The 24100-nt window shown below is 72.1% G+C and carries 25 protein-coding genes; 3 read left to right on the top strand and 22 right to left on the bottom strand.

The annotated features are described in order from the left end of the window. Positions 1-38: 38 nt before the first annotated feature. Genes ABZU76_RS45580 through fmt form a run of 3 tightly spaced genes read right to left on the bottom strand, consistent with a single transcriptional unit; the run spans position 39 to position 2886 of the window. A complete protein-coding gene (locus ABZU76_RS45580) occupies positions 39-542 on the bottom strand; it encodes a flavoprotein (protein WP_354882858.1) in 504 nt (167 codons plus the stop codon). Continuing rightward, positions 539-1963 (bottom strand): transcription antitermination factor NusB, encoded by a 1425-nt coding sequence (locus ABZU76_RS45575; RefSeq protein ID WP_354882855.1) that lies wholly within the window; start codon positions 1961-1963, stop codon positions 539-541. Before ABZU76_RS45575 ends, ABZU76_RS45580 begins: the two co-directional genes overlap by 4 nt. Beyond that, complete coding sequence (gene fmt / locus ABZU76_RS45570) at positions 1960-2886, bottom strand: methionyl-tRNA formyltransferase (protein ID WP_220238479.1); 927 nt, start codon at positions 2884-2886, stop codon at positions 1960-1962. The genes ABZU76_RS45575 and fmt overlap by 4 nt, the downstream gene beginning before the upstream one ends. 95 nt (positions 2887-2981) lie before the next feature. On the opposite strand from fmt, the gene ABZU76_RS45565 reads away from it, so the two are divergent. Then, positions 2982-3437, top strand: a complete 456-nt coding sequence (locus ABZU76_RS45565) for a GatB/YqeY domain-containing protein (protein ID WP_354882852.1) — start codon at positions 2982-2984, stop codon at positions 3435-3437. A gap of 149 nt (positions 3438-3586) precedes the next feature. Here ABZU76_RS45565 and ABZU76_RS45560 read toward each other — a convergent pair whose 3' ends face one another. The 4 genes from ABZU76_RS45560 to ABZU76_RS45545 all read right to left on the bottom strand — a co-directional run bounded on the left by ABZU76_RS45560 (position 3587) and on the right by ABZU76_RS45545 (position 5527). Beyond that, positions 3587-3805 carry a hypothetical protein gene (locus ABZU76_RS45560; protein WP_354882849.1) on the bottom strand — a complete coding sequence of 73 codons (219 nt, stop codon included), beginning with the start codon at positions 3803-3805 and terminating at the stop codon, positions 3587-3589. Continuing rightward, positions 3802-4131, bottom strand: coding sequence for a hypothetical protein (locus ABZU76_RS45555; protein ID WP_354882847.1), 330 nt, complete (start codon positions 4129-4131; stop codon positions 3802-3804). Before ABZU76_RS45555 ends, ABZU76_RS45560 begins: the two co-directional genes overlap by 4 nt. Positions 4132-4215: 84 nt before the next feature. Next, positions 4216-4878 (bottom strand): Crp/Fnr family transcriptional regulator, encoded by a 663-nt coding sequence (locus tag ABZU76_RS45550; protein ID WP_354882844.1) that lies wholly within the window; start codon positions 4876-4878, stop codon positions 4216-4218. A 19-nt stretch (positions 4879-4897) separates the two neighbouring features. After that, positions 4898-5527 (bottom strand): hypothetical protein, encoded by a 630-nt coding sequence (locus tag ABZU76_RS45545; RefSeq protein WP_354882841.1) that lies wholly within the window; start codon positions 5525-5527, stop codon positions 4898-4900. 252 nt (positions 5528-5779) lie between these two features. Here ABZU76_RS45545 and ABZU76_RS45540 point away from each other — a divergent pair, with 252 nt between their 5' ends. Next, entirely contained in the window at positions 5780-6844 is a 1065-nt protein-coding gene (locus tag ABZU76_RS45540) for a helix-turn-helix transcriptional regulator (protein ID WP_354882838.1), read from the top strand. Between the two features lies 1 nt (position 6845). Then, positions 6846-7973: a hypothetical protein gene (locus tag ABZU76_RS45535; protein WP_354882835.1), complete on the top strand. Its 1128-nt coding sequence runs from the start codon at positions 6846-6848 to the stop codon at positions 7971-7973. 1 nt (position 7974) lies between these two features. Here the strand turns inward: ABZU76_RS45535 and ABZU76_RS45530 are convergent, their stop codons facing one another. The 15 genes from ABZU76_RS45530 to pyrR form a co-directional block, all read right to left on the bottom strand. Continuing rightward, a complete protein-coding gene (locus ABZU76_RS45530) occupies positions 7975-8529 on the bottom strand; it encodes a GNAT family N-acetyltransferase (RefSeq protein ID WP_354882832.1) in 555 nt (184 codons plus the stop codon). Between the two features lie 440 nt (positions 8530-8969). Then, positions 8970-9137, bottom strand: coding sequence for a hypothetical protein (locus ABZU76_RS45525; RefSeq protein ID WP_354882829.1), 168 nt, complete (start codon positions 9135-9137; stop codon positions 8970-8972). Between the two features lie 6 nt (positions 9138-9143). After that, a complete protein-coding gene (locus ABZU76_RS45520; RefSeq protein WP_354882826.1) occupies positions 9144-11306 on the bottom strand; it encodes a primosomal protein N' in 2163 nt (720 codons plus the stop codon). Positions 11307-11451: 145 nt separating this feature from the next. Further along, positions 11452-12654, bottom strand: a complete 1203-nt coding sequence (gene metK, locus ABZU76_RS45515) for a methionine adenosyltransferase (RefSeq protein ID WP_354882824.1) — start codon at positions 12652-12654, stop codon at positions 11452-11454. Positions 12655-12735: 81 nt separating this feature from the next. Continuing rightward, complete coding sequence (gene coaBC / locus ABZU76_RS45510; RefSeq protein WP_354882821.1) at positions 12736-13974, bottom strand: bifunctional phosphopantothenoylcysteine decarboxylase/phosphopantothenate--cysteine ligase CoaBC; 1239 nt, start codon at positions 13972-13974, stop codon at positions 12736-12738. Beyond that, positions 13967-14218, bottom strand: coding sequence for a DNA-directed RNA polymerase subunit omega (gene rpoZ / locus ABZU76_RS45505; RefSeq protein WP_220247522.1), 252 nt, complete (start codon positions 14216-14218; stop codon positions 13967-13969). Before rpoZ ends, coaBC begins: the two co-directional genes overlap by 8 nt. Before the next feature lie 23 nt (positions 14219-14241). Further along, positions 14242-14904, bottom strand: a complete 663-nt coding sequence (gene gmk / locus ABZU76_RS45500) for a guanylate kinase (protein ID WP_354882818.1) — start codon at positions 14902-14904, stop codon at positions 14242-14244. Next, on the bottom strand, positions 14901-15218 hold the full coding sequence (mihF, locus tag ABZU76_RS45495; protein ID WP_003096398.1) for an integration host factor, actinobacterial type: 318 nt from the start codon (positions 15216-15218) through the stop codon (positions 14901-14903). The genes gmk and mihF overlap by 4 nt, the downstream gene beginning before the upstream one ends. 107 nt (positions 15219-15325) lie before the next feature. After that, entirely contained in the window at positions 15326-16171 is an 846-nt protein-coding gene (gene pyrF, locus ABZU76_RS45490) for an orotidine-5'-phosphate decarboxylase (RefSeq protein WP_354882815.1), read from the bottom strand. Beyond that, complete coding sequence (gene carB, locus ABZU76_RS45485; protein WP_354882812.1) at positions 16168-19482, bottom strand: carbamoyl-phosphate synthase large subunit; 3315 nt, start codon at positions 19480-19482, stop codon at positions 16168-16170. The genes pyrF and carB overlap by 4 nt, the downstream gene beginning before the upstream one ends. After that, a complete protein-coding gene (gene carA / locus ABZU76_RS45480) occupies positions 19482-20615 on the bottom strand; it encodes a glutamine-hydrolyzing carbamoyl-phosphate synthase small subunit (RefSeq protein WP_354882809.1) in 1134 nt (377 codons plus the stop codon). Before carA ends, carB begins: the two co-directional genes overlap by 1 nt. Further along, positions 20612-21127 carry a transporter gene (locus ABZU76_RS45475; protein WP_220238464.1) on the bottom strand — a complete coding sequence of 172 codons (516 nt, stop codon included), beginning with the start codon at positions 21125-21127 and terminating at the stop codon, positions 20612-20614. The genes carA and ABZU76_RS45475 overlap by 4 nt, the downstream gene beginning before the upstream one ends. Next, positions 21127-22419, bottom strand: a complete 1293-nt coding sequence (locus ABZU76_RS45470; RefSeq protein ID WP_354882806.1) for a dihydroorotase — start codon at positions 22417-22419, stop codon at positions 21127-21129. The genes ABZU76_RS45475 and ABZU76_RS45470 overlap by 1 nt, the downstream gene beginning before the upstream one ends. Further along, complete coding sequence (locus ABZU76_RS45465; protein WP_220238462.1) at positions 22416-23348, bottom strand: aspartate carbamoyltransferase catalytic subunit; 933 nt, start codon at positions 23346-23348, stop codon at positions 22416-22418. The genes ABZU76_RS45470 and ABZU76_RS45465 overlap by 4 nt, the downstream gene beginning before the upstream one ends. Continuing rightward, complete coding sequence (pyrR, locus tag ABZU76_RS45460; RefSeq protein ID WP_354882802.1) at positions 23345-23962, bottom strand: bifunctional pyr operon transcriptional regulator/uracil phosphoribosyltransferase PyrR; 618 nt, start codon at positions 23960-23962, stop codon at positions 23345-23347. The genes ABZU76_RS45465 and pyrR overlap by 4 nt, the downstream gene beginning before the upstream one ends. Positions 23963-24100: the final 138 nt, after the last annotated feature.

Genomic DNA, 24100 nt, shown 5'->3' with positions numbered 1-24100 from the left:
GAGCGGGTGCGTTGAGCGCACCGAACGCCACATTGGGGTCACGCGCCGGGCAACAGGTCGAGGACTTCCGACCAGGGGCGGCGCGGGTCCAGCCGGTGCAGGCGGACGCCGGCGGACTTCAGCGTGTCCAGGTGGCGCTGCCACGCCGGGTGGTGCACGCGGGTGTCCTGGATCTGGTAGGCCACCACGATCGTGATGCCCGGCGCGCCCAGGACGTCCCCGAGCAGTGTGAGGGCCTGGTTGTCGGCGATGCCCAGGGCGAGCTTGGCCAGGGAGTTGGCCGACGCGGGGGCGAAGAGGAACACCGACGGGTCCGGGTGCGGGCGCGGCTCGCCGGGCAGGCGCGAGACGCTGCGGACCGGCAGGTCGGTGGTCGCGGCCAGCTCGGTCAGCCCGCCCGTCGCCTCCAGCCAGCGGTGGGCGACGGGCGTCAGCGTGACCGCGAGGCGCCAGCCGCGCATGGCGGCGGGGCGGGCCAGCTCGGCGGTGAACCGGGTGTCCAGCCCACCGCACGAGCTCGCGACCAGGCCGAGGTCTCTCACGGTTTGCGCAGGGTGGCGCAGAACATCGCGTCGGTGCCGTGGCGGTGGGGCCACAGCTGCACGTACGGGCCGTCGCCGAGCTGCGGCACGCCCGGGAAGAACTCGCGTGCGTCGAGGACTTCCGACTTGGTGCGGCGGGCGATCTCGCCGACGACACCCTCGGTCTCGGCGAGGTGCGGCGAGCACACGACGTAGGTGACCACACCGCCCGGCCGGACCAGGTCCAGCGCGGCCGTGAGCAGCTCGGCCTGCAGCTTCGTCAGGTCGGAGACGTCGCTGGGCTTGCGGCGCCAGCGGGCTTCCGGCCGCCGCCGCAGGGCGCCGAGGCCGCTGCACGGCGCGTCGACGAGCACGCGGTCGTAGCCCGGTTCGAGGCCGGACTCGCGGCCGTCGGCGACGTGCACCTTGACGGGCAGGCCGCGGGTGGCGTTCTCCACGAGCTTGGCGCGGTGCGGGGCCTTCTCGACGGCGTCCACGCGGGCGCCGCTGATCGCCGCGAGCGCGCCGAGCAGCGCGGCCTTGCCGCCGGGGCCGGCGCACAGGTCGAGCCAGCGTTCGTCGGAACCTTCGAGCGGCACCTTCGTGGTGGCGATCGCGCACAGCTGGCTGCCCTCGTCCTGCACTGCGGCGAGGCGTTCGCGCACCGGCTCGACGTCGGCCGGGTCACCGGCGCCGGCGGGCAGGCGCACGCCGTAGGGCGAGTACGGAGCGACGTCGCCGCCCGTGATCGCGGCCAGCTCGTCGGCGCTGATCTCGCCGGGGCGCGCCACCAGGTGCACCTCGGGGCGGGCGTCGTCGGCTTCGAGCGCCGCCTTCAGCTCCGCACCCTTGTCGCCCAGCGCTTCCGCGAAGGAGCGCGCGACCCAGCGCGGGTGCGCCGTGCGCAGGGCGTACGAACCGATCGGGTCGGCCGACTCGTCGGGTGCCAGCTCGTCGAGCCAGGTCTGTTCGTCCTTTGCGGACACCGACCGCAGGATCGCGTTGGCGAACCCCGTTGCCCACGAACCGGCTTCGGCGCGCACGAGGTCCACAGTGGACCCGACGGCCGCGTGCTCCGGGATGCGCGTGCGCAGCAGCTGGTAGACGCCGAGGCGCAGCGCGTCGAGCACCACCGGGTCCGTCTTCTCGATCGGCCGCTCGGCGCAAGCGCCGATCACGGCGTCGAGCAGGCCCTGAGCGCGTGAAGCGCCGTACGTGAGCTCGGTGGCCAGCGCCGCGTCGCGGCCGGTGATGCGACGTTCGCGAAGCAGCTGCGGCAGCACGAGGTTCGCGTACGCGTCCTTCTCGCGCACCGCGCGCAGCACGTCGAACGCGGCCTGGCGGGCCGGATCGACCTCCGGCGGACGGCGCGGTCCCTCTTTGCGCGGAGCCGGCCGGCCCCGCTGCGGCCTCGACGGCCGCCGTTCCCCACGCTCGTTCACCGCAGGCGCTCTCCCTCTTCGATCCGTGTACCGCGCGCCCAGTCGGTGGCCGCCATCCGTTTCTTGCCCGATGCCTGGACCTCGCCCAGCCGCACCGGTTTCGTCGCCGTGCCCACGAGCACGCGCTTGCGCTCGACCACGAGCTCGCCCGGCGCCGGGCCCGGTTCGTCGACCACCGTGACAGGCCCCAGTTTGAAGCGCTCGCCGCGGAACTCCGCCCACGCGCCCGGCTCCGGCGTCACCGCGCGGATCTGCCGGTCGACGGCCGCGGCCGGGTCCGCGAACGATACGCGAGCGTCTTCGACCGTCACCTTCGGCGCGTAGGTCATGCCGTCGGCGGACTGCTCGACGGCCCGCAGCGTGCCGTCCTCGATGCCGTCCATGGTGGACAGCAGCAGGTGCGCGCCCGACTCGGCGAGCCGGCCCAGCAGTACACCCGAGGTGTCCGCCGGGCCGATCTTCTCGGTGACGACGCCGAAGACGGGCCCGGCGTCGAGCTCCTTGACGATGCGGAACGTGCTGGCGCCGGTGATCTCGTCACCCGCCCGGATCGCCGACTGCACCGGCGCGGCGCCGCGCCACGCGGGCAGCAGCGAGAAGTGCAGGTTCACCCAGCCGTGGACCGGGATGTCGAGCGCGGACTGCGGCAGCAGCGCGCCGTACGCGACGACGGGGCACGCGTCGGGCGCCAGCTCCGTGAGGCGCGCGAGGAACGCGGGGTCCCCGGCGCGCGCGGGCGTGAGCACCTCGATGCCGTGCTCGTCGGCGAGCGCCCCGACGGGCGAGCGCACGACGCGGCGGCCGCGACCGGCCTGGGCGTCGGGGCGCGTCACCACCGCGACGACCTCGTGGCGGCCGGATTCGAGCAGAGCGCGCAGCGAGGGCACCGCGGGTTCGGGGGTACCGGCGAAAACGAGCCTCATCACCGCACCTCCGGAAGCGATTCGTACTGGTTGGACATCGCGGTCGAGTCTAGAAGACCCGCGCGTCGCCGCGGCGGTGGTGCCAGGATCGGGGGATGACCACGCTCAAGCAGACCCTCCACGACGACCTCACCACCGCCATCAAGGCGCGCGACCAGCTCCGCTCCGCGACCCTGCGGCTCACGCTCTCGGCCATCGGCTACGAGGAAACCGCGGGCGACACCCACCGCGAGCTCTCCGACGACGAGGTTCAGAAGATCATCACCCGCGAGGTGAAAAAGCGCCGCGACGCCGCCGAGGCGTTCGCGGGCGCCGGCCGCGCCGAATCGGCCGACCGCGAACGCGCCGAAGCGGAGGTCCTCACGGGCTACCTGCCGGCGCAGCTTTCGGACGAGGAGCTGACGGCCTTGGTGACGGACGCCGTGGCGAGCACCGGCGCGTCCGGGGCGGCGGAGATGGGCGCGGTGATGAAGGCGGTACAGCCGAAGGTCGCGGGGCGCGCGGAGGGCGGCCGGGTCGCGGCGGAGGTGAAGCGGCAGCTGGCCGGCTGAGCGGCTGCCATCGGCGAAACGTTCGCGCGTCGGCGAGCTGGTCGAGCGGATTCCTTCGCCGAAAAGAGAAAACCCGGTGCCCGCCGCGTGCGGGACCGGGTTCCCGGGCCGCCCGGGAATCGTGGCGTGGCAAGGAGAACGAGGGCGGCCTACTGAAAGGCGAGCACGGCCAGCGTCGTCAGTCCGCCGAGTCCGCCGACCGCCATGACGACGCCGGCGAGCGCGGCGGCCGCCGCGGCGGTCTTCACGACGAAGCCGACGATCCGCCGCACGATCCGGACCGCGACGATGAACGCGACGAGAGCGACAACCAGCACGACCGTCGACGTGTCGGGGCCGCTCTCGGCGGCGGCCGCCAGCGCGCTCATCGACGGCCTCGCCCGGCGCCGATCCGTTCGGCCGGCGGGATTTCGCGTGCGGCATCACGCCAGGCCTCGAACTCGCGGCGGGTTTCGAGGGCGCGCCGGCGTTCGGAACCCAGGCGCCAGGCCCACCGCCAGCCGACGGCGAGCGAGACCGCCGAGCCGAGCACGAGCACCAGAACCGCTTGTACGACAAGGCCGCTGAAGTCGGCGAGACTCAGGAGCACCAGCAGCGCCCACAGCTGCATCACGGTGAACGGGATCACCAGCGCCGCCGCGTAGACCCCGCGGCGCCATCGAATCGGTTGCGGGGCGGGAAGAAACGGGTCCATGGCTGCCTCCGTCGTGAGTGTGTGATACCAGGATTCCCCTGTGGCGCAGGCAAATCTGTGTCTGCAGACACGTTCGGCCAAAGTTCAGCGGGCGAGCCGGCCCAGTTCCGCGAACCGGTGGATCACGACCTGCCCGCGCGCGGTGCTGAGCACGCCGAGCCGGCGCAGTTCCCGCGTCACCCGGGCCCACGATTCGCGCGAAACCGCCGCGGTGGTCGCGAGTTCGGCCTGGGTGCCGGGGATCGCGATGACGATGTCGTCGCCCCGGCGCACCCCGTGCTGCACGGCCAGCTGCATCAGCTGCGCCGCGACGCGCCGGGTGATCGTGCCGCCGCCGACGTCGAGCCGCTGCCGGCCGATGTCGCGCAGGCGGTCGGCCAGGACCAGCAGCAACGCCCAGGAGATCGCCGCTTCGCGCCGGCACAGCGCGGCGAAGCGGGCGGCGGGAACGACGAGCGCGTCGAGGTCGTCCAGCGCCGACACGGTCGCCGAGCGCGGGCCGCCGTCGATGGCGCCGAGCTCGCCGACCACGTCGCCCGCGCCGCGCACGGCGATCACGACCTCGCGGCCGTCGGAAGTCGCGTTGGTGATCCGGACGTGGCCTGAGAGCAGGAGCACCACCACCGCGGCGCGGTCGCCTTCGCGGCACACCACGTCGCCCCGGCGATAGGTGCGGCGGACCGCCAGCTCCGCCACCTTGCCGCGGTCGGCCTCGCCCAGCGCCGGCCAGAATCCGGTCGTCTCCACGGGGTCACCTCCCGGCTCGTCAGGCGGTGAGCCCCGTCCTGGGGCTGCCGGCCCCGGCCCAGTCGGCGGTGCGGAGCCAGCCCCGCATCCGTCTCCCGCCCACCCGCACGTGGAACGCGTCGGTGAACGCGGTGCGGTCTATCCCGTCGTAGTCGTGGCGGACCACCGACCAGTGGATGGCCTCGGAGACGGCCAGCGCGAGCGGCCCGTCGGCGATGCGCAGCCGGCGCCGCAGCTCGGTGGCGTCGAGCAGCCGGCAGGCGAGGTCGACGTCCTCGCCGTAAGGGCCGTGGAGGTCGTAGTGCACCTCGCCGGCGTGGATCGCCACCCGGAGCCGGAAGGCCTCGTCGGGTCTCTCGGCGTTGTGCCGCGCGAGCAGCTCCGCCAGGGCGGGCACCACCTCGGCGAGCAGGACCGTCTTCGGCGCCTCGTCGACCGGCCGGACCAGGCACAACGCGCCATCGCCACGGTCCACGAAGGGGTCCCGGAACCCCTCCGCGATCCCCCCGGCGCGGAACGCCTCGTCGAGCAGGTCGAACAGAATCGCGCGCAGCCGGGCCCGAGCGGGATTGGTGCGGGTGGTCGACCCCTCGATGTCGACCACCACGATCGCTCGATGCAGTGGCACGTGCAGAACGCTGGTGTCCATGGCCGACCCCCTGTTCAGGTGGTTCCTGAAATCCAGTAGACTTCCATAGATCGAACTATAAAGGCTGCGACTGAACCTGAACAGAGCCTTAGACTTAAGTTCTCCCTAAGAGTTTTGCCGACAGACGGACTGAACAACCCCTCAATCCCCCATCAGAACCGTCCCGGCGAGCCCCTCAAGCCGACCCAGTACTCTCCGTGTACAATCTTCGTCACTCGCGTTCCAGTGGACTTCACTGAAAGGTCTGAAGTCGTGTCCCAGCCGAGCCCCGCCCTCGCCGGACGCCTCCGCGCGCTGCGGAAGGAGACCTGGTCCGGGGTGCAGATCACCCAACGCCAGCTCGCCGACGTGTTCGGGGTGAGCAACACGCTGCTCTCGTCGTGGGAGAACACCAGCAACCCGGTGTCGCCGCCCATGCTCCGGCTCGACGCGTACGCCACGTTCTTCGCCACCCGCCGGTCGATCGAAGGGCCGTCGTTCCGCCTGCTGGCGGCCGAGCAGCTCACCGAGCAGGAGCAGCGCGGACGCGAGGACCTGCTCGCCGAGCTGACCGAGCTGCGCGGCGGCTCCCACGAGGCCACGGGCTCGGCCGATTTCGCGCCGGGCAACGTCTGGCGGTTCCCGCCGAACGAAGACGTCGTGATCGTCGACGCGCAGCTGCCCGAAGACATGCGGATCGGCTACGCGGATCCGGCCAGTCCCGACTACTCCCGGCTCTTCAGCTACGCCGACCCGGACGCGCTGATCGAGCTGTACGGCCACATCCGGGCCTGCAACCCCACCAGCAACGTCTCCTTCCGCACCGCGAACCCCCGGGTCCCCCTGCGCCCCAAGGACTACACGGCGCACCTCGTGCTGCTCGGCGGCGTCGACTTCAACCCGCAGACCCGCGAGCTGCTCAACCTGATCGACGCGCCGGTGCGGCAGATCGGCCGCGGCGGCCCTGGCCAGGACGTGCCGGGCAGCTTCGAGGTGACCCGCACGGACGGCACGACCGAACGCTTCAAAGCCCAGACGTCAGACGCCGACACCCTCGTCGCCGACGTCGCGCTCTTCTACCACGGAGTCAACCCGCTCAACCGCAAACGCACCGTCACCGTGTGCAACGGGATGTACGGCCGGGGAACCCTCGGAGCCGTGCGAGCGCTGACCGACCCGCGTTTCCGCGATCGCAACCAGGCCCACCTGGACGCGCGATTCGCCCACGCGGACTCCTTCAGCATCATCAGCCGCGTGCCCATCTTCAACAACCAGGGGCTCACCCCCGACTGGACGCTGGCGGAGCACCGGCTGCACGAATGGCCAGAAACGAGCTGAGATGACCACTGCCGTCGGAGCGCCGGCGCAGCACACCACCCACCGGCGCCTGTTGGCCGAGGTCGGCGCCGGGAGGACTCCCGAGGCCGGGCTGGACGCGATCGTCGTGCCCAACGGCCGCGACGAGCACGCGCTGGACCACACCTGGACCATCGCCCGGGAGCTCGACGTGCCGGTGCTGCTGCTCTGCAGCCAGAAGGCGAGCGCCGACCGGGTCGTGCTGGCGGCGAAGAAGGCCAGGGTGCAGGCCTTCGCGATCGACACCGACGGTCTCCCCCCGGGCGTCATGCCCCGCTTCGCCGCGTCTCAGCTGTTGCGGGAGCACGAGCTGCTCCGCGGCGCCGACACCAGCCTCAAACGCAACCTGGGCCTGCTCGTCGCCGGCCTCGCGAGCTGGCAGCGCGTGCTGTTCCTCGACGACGACATCACACTGCCCCGGCCGGCCGACCTGCGCGAGGCCTCGGGTCTGCTGGGCGACCACGCGGCCGTCGGCCTGACCAACACCGGCATGCCCGACAACTCCGTGGTGTGCCACGCCTACCGCGAGTCGGGCGGGCGGCAGGACACGTTCGTCGGCGGCGGTGCGCTCGTCGTGGGCGATAAGTGTTTCGACTCGTTCTTCCCGGACCTCTACAACGAGGACTGGTTCTTCCTGCTGGGCGACAGAAGGTTGCGGCCGACCGCGCTCACCGGGACCGCGCACCAGGCGGAGTACGACCCGTACAACCAGATCCGGGCCGAGTCCGAGGAACTGGGCGACACGCTCGCCGAGGGCGTCTACGGCCTGCTCGACCAGGGCCTCGGCCTCGACGCCGCGACGGAGGGGTATTGGACGAGCTTCCTTGAGGTCCGCCGGAACTTCATCCGCGCCGCCATGCTCCAGGTTCAGGTCGCGGCCGGGCTGGATCCCGACCGGCGCGACAACATGGTCGAGGCGCTGCGCACCGCCTTGCACCGCAACGAGGAAATGATCACGCCGAAGCTGTGCGCGGATTTCCTGCGAGCGTGGCAGGAAGACCGGGTGACGTGGTGCGCGCACGTGGCCGGCCTGCACGACCAGCACGTGACGGGCGGCGTGGACGCCGCTTTCCAGACCCTCGGCATCGCCGAGTTGGTGCTGCGGAGCTGACTCAGAGGGTCTTCACCAGCACATGGCACAGCTCGGCTTCGGACACGGTGCGGCCGTCCGGGAGGAAGTGCTCGGCATAGCAGACAACCGTGCCGTGCCCCCAGTCCCGGTAACCGAGCCGGCGGTACAACCGGGCCGCGTCCGCGTTGTCCGTGCGCACGGCCAGCGCGGCGCGCCGGTGCCCGAGCCTCGCCAGCCGCCCCTCGGCCGCGCGGACCAGCGCCCGGCCGACGCCGCGGTTGCGCGTGGCCGGCAGGACTTCCACGTGCGTCAGCAGCGGGACGCCCGGCAGCCGGCTGCGGATGGGCGGCTCCTCGGCGTCCTCGAGCCACAGGTACAGGGCCCCTACCGGCCGATCCGCCCACCACGCGGTGAGCAGGACGCCCAGCCCCTCGGCCTGCCGCCCGAGCCGATCGGCGAAATACTCTTCCGCGCCGAGCGCGATGCTCAGCGCCTTGACGTCGGTCGGTTCGGCGGCCCGGATCGTCGCCTCGGCCGCGGGCTCCCCTTCGCCGGACGGGCAGCCGTCGGCGTCGCGCGGATCGGTCCTGAACATCGCGCCTCCAGCGTAGGGGGACCCGGCGAAAGCGCGCAGCCAGCGAAAGGAGCAGTCCCGGCGCGCGCACGGAGCAGCGCCGCGGGCGTGCTTCATCCCGCCGGGCCCTCCCCCGACCGCCTTCCACATGCCCGATCAAGGCCGAAACGAAACGGGCCGGCCGGTCAGTGGTCCGGACAACGTTCACGAACCCGACCTTTCGGCCGCCGTCCGGCGCCCCTCGCCCGGGGTGTGACAGAGGACTGCACCACCTCGGCCGGCGCGGAAGGTGCTGGCGGATCTGGCCGGATCCGCGCCGGCTCGGCCGCCTTGGGAGCGTCCCTGCGGGCCGCGGCGTCGCGTAGCCCGGCAGCCCCGGTTAGCCCTCCGGCGCGCCACACCCGCCGGACCGCGCAACCAAGAGACCGGGCGGAACTACCTGCCCGTCGGCTGAAACGGTGCTAGATCAGCTCCAGCGGGTCCAGCTGAATCCGCACCGGCTCGGCCGCCTTGCGGGCGTCGCGGCGGGCCGCGGCGTCGTGGAGCAAAGCAGCCCGAGTCGCCCCTGGCGAGCCCCGCCGGACCGCGCGGCCGTAGGACAGGACAAAGCCGCCAGCACGCCTACTCACGCCGTGCTAGATCAGCTCCAGCGGGTCCAGCTGAATCCGCACCGGCTCGGCCGCCTTGCGGGCGTCGCGGCGGGCCGCGGCGTCGTGGAGCAGAGCGGCCAGCGTTTTGCCCTCCGGGCGCGCCACACGGACCAGAGCGCGTTCGCGGGAGGCGTTGCCGTCGGCGTCGAAGTCGCCCAGGGGGACGGGGCCGAGGACTTCGCCGGTGTCGGGCAGGGGCAGGTCGTCGAGGACGGAGGCGACGGCGTCGGGCGTGCCTTCGACGCTGGCCATGCGCATGGCGGGCGGGAAGCCCAGTTCGCGGCGCTGGCCGAGCTCCAAGGCGGCGTGCCAGGCCGGGTCCCAGCGGACCAGGGCCTGGACCACGGACAGGCCGGCCTCGGCGCCCACCACGATCCGGCCGCCCGAAGCGGCCGGGCGCACCAAGGCGCCCGCGGCCATCCAGCGGCGCAGGGTTTCCTCGGCGGCGCGCAGGTCCTGGCGGCCGAGCAGGGCCCAGCCGTCGAGGAGCAGGGCGGCGCCGTAGCCGCCCTCGGCGACCGGTTCGGCGCCGGGGGTGCAGACCACCAGCGCGGGACGTCCCGGCACCGTCGCCAGCACCTCGGCCGCGCCGGAAGTACGCACAGGGACACCCGGGAAGGCCCGGCCCAGTTCCTCCGCGGTGCGCTTCGCGCCCACGATCACCGCGCGCAGCCGCACGGAACCGCAAGCCTGGCAATGGAACGCGGTCTCCGGCACGCCGCACCAGCGGCACGCGGGCGGCTTCGGCGCGCCGTCCACCGAGCCGCCGGGCAGCGCCAGCGGACCGGCGCAACGGCGGCAGTGCGCGGGCGTGCGGCAGTTGCCACAGGCCAGGCCCGGGACGTAGCCGCGCCGGGGCACCTGGATCAGCGCTGGGAGCCCTGCGGCGAACGCCTGGCGCGCCGCCTCGAAGGCCACCGCGGGCAGGCGGGCGACGCGCGCGGCCTCGTCGCGCGCGACGTCGAAGTCCTCCCCCACCGGCGTCACGCGCGGGGCGGCCGCGCGCAGCACGGCGCGGTCGGCCAGCACGGCCTGCGCCCAGCCCGACTCCACGAGCAGCTGCGCCTCCGCCGTGCGCGCGAAACCGCCGACCAGCAGCGACGACTTCGTGGCGTGCGCGCGGTCCATGAGCACGTCGCGCACGTGCGGGTAAGGCGCGTGCGGGTCGAGGTGCAGGTCGTCGCCGTCGTCCCACACGACGAACAGGCCCGGGTCGGCCACCGGCGCGAACATCGCCGCGCGCGTACCCACCACGACCCGGACGCCGCCGCGCAGCACGGCGAGCCAGCGCCGGTACCGCTCCGCGGGCCCGAGCCCGGCGATCAGCGCCACCACGGCGTCCTCGCCCATCAGCGCCGCGCACGCCTCGTGCACCCGCGTGAGGTCCCGATGGTCCGGCACGACGAGCACCGCGCCCCGGCCGCACGACGCCGCCACCGCCGCGGCCTCCGCGAGCCGGCGCGGCCAGTCCTCGCCCGGCAGGGCCTGCCACACCGCGTTGGCCGGCTTGCCGTCGGCCACGGCGTCCAGGAACGCCGGACCCCACTGGTACCGCGACCACGCCGACACGTCCGGCACGTCCGGCGAAGGCGCCGGTTCCGAAGCGGGCTCGGCTTCGGCTTTGGCGTGCCGCGGCGGCAAAGCCAGCCGCAGCACGTCGGACAGGGTGCCGCCGTAGCGGTCGGCCACCGACCGGCACACGGCGTGCAGCGAAGGCGGCAGCACCGGCTCACTCGACGTGACGCGTTCCAGGTACGCCAGCTTCCGCTCGTACTCCGTGGTGTCCGTGCGCTCCACGAGGTAGCCGTCCACGAGCTGCCCCGCGAACCGCACCCGCACGCGGCAACCCGGCACCGCGGCCTCGTGCAGCTTGTCGGGCACCTGGTAGTCGAACGTCCGGTCCAGGTGCGCCAGCGGGATGTCCACCACGATCTTCGCCACGGGCAGCTCGGGCGCCGGCTGCTGCGCCCCCTTGCGCGACGGAGCCTTCTTCGCGGCGGCCTTCTTCGCCGCAGCACCGGACGCAGCACCAGACTTCGCCACAGCAGCTTTGGCCGCACCGGCACGCGACGAAGAAGCCTTCGGCTCCGAGGCGGAGCGCGAAGGCTCCGGGAGGTCCCACAGCGGGGCGGGTTCGGAGCTGCTCACCCCGAGATCTCTACCAGACCCCACCGACGGTCCCACCGCCAGAACGCCCCAATGCGGCATTGGGTGCGCTGAACGCACCGAATGTGGCGTTCGGTGCGCTCAACGCAACGAACGCCACATTGGGGTGCTGGGGCGAAGCGGTCGGTCAGGCGCCCGCGAGCGAACGCAGCGCGTCGGCCCGCGCGGTGCTCTCCCACGGCAGGTCGAGATCCGTGCGGCCGAAGTGGCCGTACGCGGCGGTCGGCGCGTAGATCGGGCGCAGCAGGTCGAGGTCGCGGATGATCGCGGCCGGACGGAGGTCGAAGACCTCGCTGATCGCGTCCTGGATCTTCGTCGGGTCCACCGTCTCGGTGCCGAACGTCTCCACGAACAGGCCCACCGGCGCGGCCTTGCCGATCGCGTAGGCCACCTGCACCTCGACGCGCCCGGCCAGCCCGGCGGCGACCACGTTCTTCGCCACCCAGCGCATCGCGTACGCCGCGGAGCGGTCGACCTTGGACGGGTCCTTGCCCGAGAAGGCACCACCGCCGTGGCGGGCCATGCCGCCGTAGGTATCGACGATGATCTTGCGGCCGGTCAGGCCGGCGTCGCCCATCGGGCCGCCGATCACGAAGCGGCCGGTCGGGTTGACCAGCAGGCGGGTGCCGGTCGTGTCGAGACCCAGCTCGGCCAGCTCCGGCTCCACCACGTGCTGCTTCACGTCGACGCCGAGCATCTGCTCCAGGTCGATGCCATCGGCGTGCTGCGTGGACACGACCACCGTGTCGAGACGCACGGGCTGCTCACCCGCGTACTCGATGGTGACCTGGGTCTTGCCGTCCGGGCGGAGGTACGGCAGCACGCCGTCCTTGCGGACCGCGGTCAGCCGGCGCGACAGGCGGTGGGCCAGCGCGATCGGCAGCGGCATCAGCTCGGGGGTGTCCGAGCAGGCGTAGCCGAACATCAGGCCCTGGTCGCCGGCGCCCTGGCGGTTGATCTCGTCCTCGTCGCTTTCCACCCGCGACTCGTACGCGGTGTCGACGCCCTGCGCGATGTCCGGCGACTGGGAGCCGATCGCCACGTTCACGCCGCACGAGTTGCCGTCGAAGCCCTTGGCCGACGAGTCGTAGCCGATCCGCAGGATCACGTCCCGCACGATGGTCGGGATGTCGGCGTAGGCCTCGGTGGTCACCTCGCCGGCCACGTGCACCTGGCCCGTGGTGATCATGGTCTCGACGGCGACCCGGCTGCGCGGGTCCTTGGTGAGCAGGCCGTCGAGGATCGAGTCGCTGATGGCGTCACAGATCTTGTCGGGATGGCCCTCGGTCACCGATTCCGACGTGAACAGCCTTTTGGTGGACGCAGTCACGACCTCGTCACTTCCCTCGGTTTCGGCTCGGTACCCGCGAACTTAGGTACCCCTTACACGGCCCTACATTACCCAGAAGGCCTAGTGCTGGAGTCGACGTTCGCGCAAGCTTGTTACAGCGTCCCACACAGTGGCCGCGAGCCGCGCCTTCGCGCCGAGCGGGATCGCCTGCTCGGTGCCGTCGGCGGCCAGCAGCCAGCCGGAGTTGTCCTCCGTGCCGAACGCCTTGCCGTCGCCCACCGCGTTGACCACCAGCAGGTCGGCGCCCTTGCGCCGCAGCTTCGTGCGCGCGTGGTCGAGCACGCTGCCGTGCTCGTCGCCCGTCTCGGCGGCGAACCCGACCACCGTCTGGCCCTCGCGACGGCCCTGGACCAGCTCGGCGAGGATGTCGGCGTTGCGGTCGAGGGTGATCACGGGGTCGGGCGAGTCGTCGGACTTCTTGATCTTGTAGTCGGCCCTCGTGGCCGGCCGGAAGTCGGCGACGGCGGCGGCCATCACGACCACGTCGGCGTCCGCGGCGGCCGCGTGCACGGCCTTGCGCAGCTCCTCCGCGCTCGACACGCGCTCCAGGTGCGCACCGGCGGGCTGGGGCAGCTCGACGGTGTGGGCGGCGATCAACATCACGTCGGCACCGCGCTGGGCGGCCACGCGCGCGAGTGCGAAACCCTGCTTGCCCGACGAACGGTTGCCCAGGTAGCGGACCGGGTCCAGCGGCTCGCGCGTGCCGCCCGCGGAGACGACCACGCGCAGGCCCTCGAGATCGCGCGGCAATGCGCGGGGCTCGTCGAGCAGCAGGCGGGCCAGGTCCACGATCTCGGCCGGGTCGGCCAGCCGGCCCTTGCCGGTGTCGACGCCCGTGAGGCGTCCGGCGGCGGGCTCGGTCACGACCATCCCGCGCGACCGCAGCAGCGCCACGTTGTCCTGCGTGGCCTGGTGCTCCCACATCTCCGTGTGCATCGCCGGGAAGAAGGCGACCGGGCACCGGGCGGTGAGCAGGGTCGTGGTGAGGAGGTCGTCGGCGATGCCGTGCGCGGCCTTGGCCAGCAGGTTAGCGGTCGCCGGGACGATCACCACGAGGTCGGCTTCCTTGCCGACGCGCACGTGCTGCACCTCGGGCACCTCTGTGAACACCCCGGTGTGCACCGGGTGTCCCGAGAGGGCCTCGAAGGTGGCCGCGCCGATGAAGTTCAGCGCGGCCTCGGTGGGCACCACGCGAACGTCGTGCCCGGACTCGGTGAGGCCTCGCAGGACCTCACAAGCCTTGTAGGCGGCGATGCCGCCGCCTACGCCCAGGACGATCCTGGGCTTGGTGTCACTCACCCTCGGTGTGCTCGAGCAGGCCACCGTGGATCTCGCGCAGCGCGATCGACAGCGGCTTCTCGCGGGGGCCCGGCTCCACGAGGGGGCCGACGTACTCCAGCAGACCCTCGCCCAGCTGGGCGTAGTAGTCGTTGATCTGACGCGCGCGCTTGGCCGAGTAGATCACCAGCGCGTACTTCGAGGAGACCTTTTCGAGCAGGTCGTCGATCGGCGGGTTGGTGATGCCCTCGAGCTCTTCCAGCATCGCCTGTTGAACAGCCACTCGTGCTACTCCGTATCGTCCAGGATATCGGCGGCAGAGGAATCGCCACCGGTAATCAAGTCTAGCAACCGCGCCGCGGCGGTCCCCACGTCGGCGTTCACGAGCCGGACATCGAACTCGCCCGCGGCCGCCAGTTCGCGTTCCGCCTCGGCGAGCCGGGCGGCGACCGCCGCCTCGGATTCGGTGCCGCGCCCGGTGAGCCTGCCGACCAGCTCGTCCCACGACGGCGGCATCAGCATCACGAGCCGGGCCTCCGGCATGGCCGCCCGGACCTGCCGCGCGCCCTGCAGCTCGATCTCCAGCACGGCGGGCCGGCCGGCCGCCAGGGCCCGCTCCACGGGCTCGCGCGGCGTGCCGTAGCGGTTGCCCGCGAACTCCGCCCACTCCAGCAGCTGCCCGTCGGCGACCATGCGGTCGAACTCCGCCCGGTCGATGAAGTGGTAGTGACTCCCGTCGACCTCTCCGGGCCTCGGCTTCCGCGTCGTGACCGAGACGCTGAAGTAGATGTCCGGTTCGAGCTTGCGCAGCTCCCCCACCACGCTCGACTTCCCGACCCCGGAAGGCCCCGAGACGACGGTGAGCCGGTGTCGGGAGGTATCCCCCGCCACCGGCTCACCGTCGCGGTCGGTGCCCCGGATCACCGGGTAGTCCTGACCGACGCCGCTCACTCTCCGCTGAACTCGGCCAGCAGCGCCTTGCGCTGCCGGTCGCCGAGTCCGCGGAGCCTGCGGCTGGGCGCGATCTCCAGTCGTTCCATGGTCTGCTGGGCACGAACCTTGCCGACGCCGGGGAGAGCCTCGAGCAGGGCCGAAACCTTCATCTTGCCGAGGACTTCGTTCTCCTCGGCCTGCTTCAGCACGTCGACCAGAGTGGTACCGCCCCGCTTCAGCCGCTCCTTCAGCTCAGCACGGATGCGGCGGGCGGCGGCGGCCTTCTCCAGCGCCGCAGCACGCTGTTCCTCTGTCAGCTGGGGAAGTGCCACGTTTTCCTCCGGTAGTTCTCAAATCTGGGTGGGTGACGCGACGGTACCCACCCTTGAGCAGGCGCCACAATGCGGGGGTGGCTGGTGGAGGCCGATTCCGGGGCCTGCTATTGGTCTTTTTCGGCTGTGTGGCCCAGCAGCGCCGTGACCCGGACGACCTCGCGGCGCATGGCCTCGGGGTCCGGACCGTGGCGCAGCAGGTCGCGCGATGACGCCGGCAGCACCCCCGGCAGATCGGGCCCGAAGACTGCCCTTAAGTCCGCCACAGTTGCCCCCTGGGCGCCGAACCCGGGCGCGAGCACGGGCCCGGCGAGCCGGGAAAGGTCCAGCTCACCGGGGCTGATCGTGGCTCCCACGACCACGCCGACGTCGCCGAGGGGCTCGGCACCGGCGTTGTGGTCCGCGGCCGCGTCGACGATGCTCTGGGCCACCGTGCGGCCGTCCGCCAGCCGCGCGCTCTGCAGCGCGTGGGCCTCTGGGTTCGACGTGCGGGCGAGCACGAACAGGCCGGTGCCCGCCGCCGTGGCGGCCGCCACGGCGGGATCCAGCGCGCCGAACCCGAGATACGGCGAAACTGTGGCCGCGTCGGCCTTGAACGCTGCCCCCTCGGCCACGTAGGCGGCCGTGTAGGCCGCCATCGTGGAGCCGATGTCGCCGCGCTTGACGTCGAGCAGGACGAGCGCACCGGCGTCGTGGGCCGCGTCCACGACGCGTTCGAGCACCGCCACGCCGGGCGGGCCGAACGCCTCGAAGAAGGCCGACTGCGGCTTCACGATCGCCGTGGCGGCCGCCAGGACCTCCGTGGCGCCCAGCGCGAACCGTTCCAGACCACTGACGTTCAGGGGCAGGCCCCAGGACTCGATCAGGCCCGGATGCGGGTCGATGCCGGCGCACAGCGGCCCGCGTTCCGCGACCGCCTTCGCCAGCCGGGCCCCGAACCGCTGCCCGCTCACTTCGTGGCCTTCAGCGCCGCCTGGAGGCTCTGGAGGCTGCGCACCCCGATGTCACCCCGGATGAGCGCTTCGATGCCGTGCACGGCCGCCGCCGCGCCCTGCACGGTGGTGATGCAGGGGATGTCGCGCGACACCGCCGCGGTGCGGATCTCGTAGCCGTCGATGCGCGGGCCGCTGTTCCCGTACGGCGTGTTGATGACCATCTCGACGCCACCCGCGAGGATCACGTCGACGATGTTCGGCTCGGCTTCGGTGGAACCTTCGTAGTGCTTGCGCACCACCGTGCAGTCGACTCCGTTGCGCCGCAACACTTCGGCGGTGCCGGACGTCGCCAGGATCTCGAACCCGAGGTCCGCCAGCCGCTTCACCGGGAAGACCATCGAGCGCTTGTCGCGGTTGGCCACCGAGACGAACACGCGCCCGGACGTCGGCAGCGAGCCGTACGCGCCGCTCTGGGACTTCGCGAACGCCTTCCCGAAGGACACGTCCACACCCATCACCTCGCCCGTCGACTTCATCTCCGGGCCCAGCAAGGAATCCACGCCGTGGCCCTCAGGCGTGCGGAACCGGTGGAACGGCAGCACGGCCTCCTTGACCGCCACCGGCGAGTCGGCCGGCATCCGGCCGCCGTCGCCCTCTGCGGGCAGCACACCCGAGGCGCGCAGGTCCTTGATCGTCGAGCCGGTCATCACCAGCGCCGCCGCCTTCGCGAGCGGCACCGCGGTGGCCTTCGAGACGAACGGCACCGTGCGCGAGGCGCGCGGGTTGGCCTCCAGCACGTACAGCACGTCGTCCTTGAGCGCGTACTGCACGTTCAGCAGGCCGCGCACACCCACGCCGCGGGCGATCGCCTCCGTGGAGCGGCGCACCTCTTCGAGGTCGGTCGCACCGAGCGTGATCGGCGGCAGCGCGCACGAGGAGTCACCGGAGTGGATGCCGGCCTCCTCGATGTGCTCCATCACGCCGCCGAGGTAGAGCTCCTCGCCGTCGAACAGCGCGTCGACGTCGATCTCGATCGCGTCGTCGAGGAAGCGGTCCACGAGCACCGGGTGCTCGGGCGTGACCTCGGTGGCGCGGCGGATGTAGCCGGCGAGGGTCTCCTCGTCGTAGACGATCTCCATGCCGCGCCCGCCGAGCACGTAGGACGGGCGCACGAGCACCGGGTAGCCGATCTCGTCGGCGATCCGCTTGGCGCCCTCGAACGAGGTCGCCGTGCCGTACTTCGGCGCCGGCAGCCCGGCGTCGCCGAGCACCTCGCCGAACGCGCCGCGGTCCTCGGCCAGGTTGATGGCCTCCGGCGGCGTGCCGACCACCGGCACGCCGGCGTCGGCCAGGCGCTTCGCGAGCCCCAGCGGCGTCTGGCCGCCGAGCTGCACGATCACGCCCGCGACGGTGCCCGACTGCTGCTCCGCGTGCACGACCTCGAGCACGTCCTCGAAAGACAGCGGCTCGAAGTACAGGCGGTCGGAGGTGTCGTAGTCGGTGGAGACGGTCTCGGGGTTGCAGTTGACCATGACGGCCTCGAACCCGGCCTCGCGCAGCGCGATCGCGGCGTGCACGCAGGAGTAGTCGAACTCGATGCCCTGCCCGATCCGGTTCGGACCGGAGCCGAGGATGAGCACCTTCGGCTTGTCACCCTGCGCCACGACCTCCGACTGCGCCGCGGGGTCGGTCTCGTAGGCCGAGTAGTGGTACGGCGTGTCCGCCTTGAACTCGGCCGCGCACGTGTCCACGGTCTTGAACACCGGCCGCACGCCGAGGCGGTGGCGCAGCGTGCGCACGCCGTCCTCCCCCGCCAGCTCCGGGCGCAGCGCGGCGACCTGGCGGTCGGACAGGCCGGTGCGCTTGGCTCGGCGCAGCAGCTCGCCGTCGAGCACCGGCGCGTCGCGCACCTCGGAGCCGACCTCGCCGATCAGCGCGATCTGGTCCACGAACCACGGGTCGATGCCGCTGGCCTCGTGGACCTGCTCGACGGTGGCGCCCAGGCGCAGCGCCCGCTCCACTTCGTACAGCCGGCCCTCGTGCGGCATGCGCAGCGAGTCCAAAGTGGACTCCATGGTCACGCCCTCGGGATCCGGCAGCGTCCAGAAGCCGGTGGCCTTGGTCTCGATCGACCGCATGGCCTTGCCGAGCGCCTCGGGGAAGCTGCGGCCGAAGGACATCGCCTCGCCGACGCTCTTCATGGTGGTCGTGAGCGTCGGGTCGGCGCCCGGGAACTTCTCGAAGGCGAAGCGCGGGATCTTCACCACGACGTAGTCGAGCGTCGGCTCGAAGGCCGCCGGGGTCTCGCCGGTGATGTCGTTCTGGATCTCGTCGAGCGTGTAGCCGATGGCGAGCTTCGCGGCGATCTTGGCGATCGGGAAGCCGGTGGCCTTCGACGCGAGCGCCGACGAACGGGACACCCGCGGGTTCATCTCGATCACGACCATGCGCCCGTCGTCCGGGTTGATCGCGAACTGGATGTTGCAGCCGCCGGTGTCCACGCCGACCTCGCGCAGCACGGCGATGCCGACGTCGCGCATCACCTGGTACTCGCGGTCGGTGAGCGTCATCGTGGGAGCGACGGTGACGGAGTCGCCCGTGTGGACGCCCATCGCGTCGACGTTCTCGATCGAGCAGACGACCACGACGTTGTCGCTCTTGTCGCGCATCAGCTCGAGCTCGTACTCCTTCCAGCCGAGCACGCTCTCCTCGATGAGCACCTCGGTGACCGGCGACTCGCTCAGGCCGGTGGACGCCAGGCGCTCCAGCTCCTCGGGCGTGTAGGCCAGGCCGGAACCCAGGCCGCCCATGGTGAACGACGGCCGGATCACGACCGGCAGGCCGAGCTCGGCGACGGTGGCGCGCACGTCCTCCATGGTCTTGCAGACGCGGCTGCGGGGGACTTCGGCGCCGATCGTGCGCACGATGTCCTTGAACTTCTGCCGGTCCTCGCCGCGCTGGATGGCGTCGATGTCGGCGCCGATCAGCTCCACGCCGTACTTCTCGAGCACGCCGCGCTCGTGCAGCGCGACCGCGCAGTTGAGCGCCGTCTGCCCGCCCAGCGTCGCGAGGATGGCGTCGGGCCGCTCCTGCGCGATGACCTTCTCCACGAAGTCCGGCGTCACCGGCTCGATGTAGGTGGCGTCGGCGAACTCGGGGTCGGTCATGATGGTGGCCGGGTTCGAGTTCACCAGGCTCACGCGCAGGCCCTCGGCCCGCAGCACCCGGCAGGCCTGTGTGCCCGAGTAGTCGAACTCGGCGGCCTGCCCGATCACGATCGGCCCGGAGCCGATCACCAGCACGTGCTGGATGTCCGTCCTCTTCGGCATCAGGCCTTCTTCTCCATCAGGGTCACGAATTCGTCGAACAGGGGCGCCGCGTCGTGCGGTCCGGCCGCGGCTTCGGGGTGGTACTGCACCGAGAACGCCGGCACGTCGAAGGCGCGCACGCCCTCGACGGTGTCGTCGTTCGGGCAGTAGTGGCTGATCTGCGCGGCGCCGTAGGGCGACTCGAACCGCTGGCCCGGCTCGCCTTCGAGCGCGAAGCCGTGGTTCTGCGCCGTGATCGCGACGCGGCCGGTGGCCACGTCGATCACCGGGATGTTGATGCCGCGGTGGCCGTAGCGCATCTTGTACGTGCCCAGCCCCAGCGCGCGGCCGAGGATCTGGTTGCCGAAGCAGATGCCGAACAGCGGGATCTCGTGCTCCAGCACAGCCTTCGTCAGCGCGGTGGCGTGCGTGGTGGTCGCGGGGTCGCCCGGGCCGTTGGAGAGGAAGACGCCGTCGGCCTCGACCGCGAGCAGCTCCTCGACCGTGGTCGCGGCGGGCAGCACGTGGACCTCGATGCCGCGCTGCGTCATCAGGCGCGGGGTGTTGGACTTGATGCCCAGGTCGAGCGCGGCGACGCGGAAGCGCCGTTCGCCTTGCGCCTCGACGACGTAGGGCTTGTCCGTGGAGACCTCGCCCGCGAGGTCGGCGCCCTTCATCTGCGGGCTGGCCAGGACCTCGGCCACCATCTGCTCGTCGCTGCCCAGCGCGTCGCCGGAGAACACGCCCGCGCGCATCGCGCCCTGCTCGCGCAGGTGGCGGGTGAGCGTGCGCGTGTCGACCTCGGAGATGCCGACGATGCCCTGGCGGGCCAGCTCCTCGTCGAGGCCGCGCTTGCTGCGCCAGTTGGACGGCGTGCGGGCCGGGTCGCGCACCACGTAGCCCGAGACCCAGATGCGGTCCGACTCGTCGTCCTCGTCGTTCCAGCCGGTGTTGCCGATCTGCGGCGCGGTCTGCACCACGATCTGCCGGTGGTAGGACGGGTCGGTCAGCGTCTCCTGGTAGCCGGTCATGCCGGTGCAGAACACCGCCTCGCCGAGCGTCCGCCCGCGCGCGCCGTAGGCCGCGCCGCGGAAGACCCGGCCGTCCTCCAGAACCAGGGCGGCGGGGACGCGAGTGCCGTTCGCGGTGCTCACTGGGCACCTCCCTTGATGTCGTGATCCGAGTTGTCGGGGGAAAGCTGTTCGATCCACTGTGGATAGTCGTCGAGCTCGTCACCGCGGAAGCCGGTGTCGAGGTCGGCGTCTCCCAGGCGCCAGGTGATGACGAGCAGCGCGTCGGTGCCCATCACCTTCCCGGCGATCTTCGAGTCGCGGCGGATCCCGGTGACCGCCTCGCGCGGGATCCAGAAGTCGGGCGCGCCGCCGCGTTCCACCGCGATGCCGCCCGGGTACAGGCGCCAGACCGCGCCGGTGCGCAACCCCGCGCCCCGCGTCACGACCCGGTCCTGCCAGTGGCCGGCGGTGGTGGTGCTGACGTAGAGCCCGGTCGACTCCAGCAGGATCTCACCGGGATCCCCGGGAATTCCCGGGAACGGCGGCACCTGCGCGCTCTGCGAGCGCGACTTGCGCCGCCAGCCCACCCACATGCCCCACAGGCACAGCAGGAAGAAGGCGACGATCCCCAGAACGAGGAGGAACCGGTCCATCAGCAGATCTTCCCTTCGCGCGCGGTGATCCGCCCGCGCAGCACGGTGGCCGTCACCACGGCGGGCAGCCGCATTCCCTCGTACGGGGTGTTCGCGGAGATGCTCGCGAGCTCAGCCCCGCGCACCGTCCACTCCGCACGGGGGTCGACGAGGGTCAGGTTGGCGGGCTCGCCGACCTCGAGCGGGCGGCCGTGGTCGGGCAGGTTGCCGATCGCGGCGGGCCGCTCGCTCATCACGCGGGCGACGCCGCGCCAGTCGAGCAGGCCCGGCTCCACCATCGCGCGGACGACGACCGAGAGCGCGGTCTGCAGCCCCAGCATGCCCGGGCGCGCGGCGCTCCACTCGGTGTCCTTGTCCTGCACGGCGTGGGGCGCGTGGTCGGTGGCGACGCAGTCGATCACGCCCTCGGCCAGCGCGGCGCGCAGCTTCTCGACGTCGCCGCCGGTGCGCAGCGGCGGGTTCACCTTGTTGACCGGGTCGTAGGTGGCCAGGCGCTCGTCGGTGAGCAGCAGGTGGTGCGGCGTGACCTCGGCCGACACCTTGGTCCCGCGGTCCTTCGCCCAGCGCAGGACGTCGACCGTGCCCGAGGTGGACACGTGGCAGACGTGCAGGCGCGCCTTGGCGTGCAACGCGAGCAGGCAGTCGCGCGCGACGATCGACTCCTCGGCCGAGGCAGGCCAGCCCGGGTAGCCCAGGCGGGCGGAGTTCTCGCCCTCGTTGGCCTGCGCGCCGACCGTGAGCCGCGGCTCCTCGGCGTGCTGCGCGATCACGGCGTCGAGTGCGGTCGAGTACTCCAGCGCGCGGCGCATCAGCAGCGGGTCGGCCACGCAGACGCCGTCGTCGGAGAACACGCGCACGGCGGCGGTGCCCTTGGCCATCGTGCCGAGCTCCGCGAGCTTCTCGCCCTTGAGCCCCACCGTGACGGCGCCGACCGGGTGCACGTCGACCAGGCCGGCCTCCTGCCCGCGGCGCCACACGTGGTCGGTCACGAGCGCGTTGTCGGCCACCGGGTCGGTGTTGGCCATGGCGAACACGGCCGTGTAACCGCCCAGCGCCGCGGCGGCCGAGCCGGTCTCGATGGTCTCGGTGTCCTCGCGGCCGGGCTCGCGCAGGTGGGTGTGCAGGTCGACGAACCCGGGCAGCAGCACCTGACCCTCGGCTTCGACCACCTCGGCGTCTTCGGGAACGGTGACCTCACCGATCGCGGTGATCACGCCGTCCTCGACGAGCACGTCGACCGGCTCGCCCTCCCCGTACGGGCGCGCGCCCTTGATCACGAGCGGGGGCGTCATGCAGCAGCTCCTTCACTGGCCAGTAGGTGGTAGAGGACCGCCATGCGCACGTGGACGCCGTTGCGGACCTGTTCGGTGATGGCCGAGGCCGGGGAGTCGGCGACCGCCGAGGCGATCTCCATCCCGCGCAGCATCGGGCCGGGGTGCAGCACCACGGCGTGGTCCGGCAGCAGCCGCTGGCGCCGCTCGGACAGGCCGTAGGAGATCGAGTACTCGCGCGACGACGGGAAGAAGCCCCCGTGCATCCGTTCGGCTTGCACCCGCAGCATCATCACGGCGTCTACGGCCGGCAGTTCGGCGTCGAGGTCGTGCGAGACCGTGACCGGCAGCGTCTCCACCCCGACCGGCAGCAGCGTCGGCGGCGCGACGAGCACCACCTCCGCGCCGAGGGTGCTCAGCAGGTGGATGTTCGACCGGGCGACGCGGCTGTGCAGCACGTCGCCGACGATCGCCACCCGGCGGTCCTTCAGCGAGCCGAGCCGTTCGCGCAGGGTCGCGGCGTCGAGCAGCGCCTGCGTGGGGTGCTCGTGGGTGCCGTCGCCCGCGTTGACCACGGCCGTGCCGGCCTCGGCGAGCCAGCCCGACAGCCGGTGCGCGGCGCCCGAGGCGGGGTGCCGGACGATCACGCAGTCGGCGCCCGCGGCGGCGAGCGTGAGCGCGGTGTCCCGCAGCGACTCGCCCTTGTTCACCGAGGAGCTCGACGCCGAGACGTTGATCACGTCGGCGCTCATCCACTTCCCGGCGATCTCGAACGACACGCGCGTGCGGGTGGAGTTCTCGTAGAACAGGGTGATCACCGTGCGGCCGCGCAGCGTCGGCAGCTTGCGGACCTCCCGGCCGAGCAGCGTGTGCTTCAGCTCGTCGGCGGTGTCGAGGACGGCCGTGGCGGTGTCGGCGTCCAGGCCGTCGGTGGCGAGCAGGTGCTTCACCGGGACTCTCCTTCCGGTGCGCGGAGCAGGACCGCGTCGCGCCCATCCGTTTCGGACAGCAGCACGGACACGCCCTCGGCCCGCGCGGTGGGCACGTTCTTGCCGACGTAGTCGGCGCGGATCGGCAGCTCGCGGTGGCCGCGATCGACGAGCACGGCCAGCTGCACGGCGCGCGGGCGGCCTTGGTCGCGCAGGGCGTCGAGGGCGGCGCGGATGGTGCGGCCGGAGAACAGCACGTCGTCGACCAGGATCACCACCCGGTCGTCGATGCCGCCGAGCGGCAGTTGCGTCTGCTCGAGCGCGCGCGGCGGACGGCGGCGCAGGTCGTCGCGGTAGAGGGTGACGTCAAGGGCCCCCGTCGGGGGGACGACGCCGGAGAACTCGCCGATCTTCCCGGCGAGCCGGGTCGCCAGCGGAGTACCGCGGGTGGGGATGCCCAGCAACACAGGTGGGGCGAGTGGTGCGGATGAGGCATCGCCCGAAGTACCCGCACCGAGTGCGGTCTTCTCGATGACCTGATGGGCCATCCGGGCGATGGTGCGCGCGACATCGCCGGCCGAAAGAAGCTCGCGCTCCCCGACCGGTTCCGCCGCGCCACGCGGACGTGACGACAAGGCGGACCTCCTTCCCCGCCTCTCTGGACGGGTCCTTAAAGGACGTCGACTCCCAGCTCGTGCCGGGAAATCGCACCGACAGTAGCAGGCGAGGTCAATCATCCTTCCGGGTGGTGTGCCCACGTCCGCGACCAGGTA

The organism is Amycolatopsis sp. NPDC005232 (assembly GCF_040607795.1).
GTDB lineage: Bacteria > Actinomycetota > Actinomycetes > Mycobacteriales > Pseudonocardiaceae > Amycolatopsis.
This window is presented reverse-complemented; position numbering and strand designations above follow the sequence as displayed.

Bases quoted from the DNA above. Each gene is read 5' to 3' on its own strand.
- fmt (WP_220238479.1), bottom strand. From the start codon at position 2,886: ATGAGGCTCGTTTTCGCCGGTACCCCCGAACCCGCGGTGCCCTCGCTG.
- ABZU76_RS45565 (WP_354882852.1), top strand. From the start codon at position 2,982: ATGACCACGCTCAAGCAGACCCTCCACGACGACCTCACCACCGCCATC.
- ABZU76_RS45560 (WP_354882849.1), bottom strand. From the start codon at position 3,805: ATGAGCGCGCTGGCGGCCGCCGCCGAGAGCGGCCCCGACACGTCGACG.
- ABZU76_RS45555 (WP_354882847.1), bottom strand. From the start codon at position 4,131: ATGGACCCGTTTCTTCCCGCCCCGCAACCGATTCGATGGCGCCGCGGG.
- ABZU76_RS45545 (WP_354882841.1), bottom strand. From the start codon at position 5,527: ATGGACACCAGCGTTCTGCACGTGCCACTGCATCGAGCGATCGTGGTG.
- ABZU76_RS45535 (WP_354882835.1), top strand. From the start codon at position 6,846: ATGACCACTGCCGTCGGAGCGCCGGCGCAGCACACCACCCACCGGCGC.
- ABZU76_RS45530 (WP_354882832.1), bottom strand. From the start codon at position 8,529: ATGTTCAGGACCGATCCGCGCGACGCCGACGGCTGCCCGTCCGGCGAA.
- rpoZ (WP_220247522.1), bottom strand. From the start codon at position 14,218: ATGCTGGAAGAGCTCGAGGGCATCACCAACCCGCCGATCGACGACCTG.
- carB (WP_354882812.1), bottom strand. From the start codon at position 19,482: ATGCCGAAGAGGACGGACATCCAGCACGTGCTGGTGATCGGCTCCGGG.
- ABZU76_RS45475 (WP_220238464.1), bottom strand. From the start codon at position 21,127: ATGGACCGGTTCCTCCTCGTTCTGGGGATCGTCGCCTTCTTCCTGCTG.
- ABZU76_RS45470 (WP_354882806.1), bottom strand. From the start codon at position 22,419: ATGACGCCCCCGCTCGTGATCAAGGGCGCGCGCCCGTACGGGGAGGGC.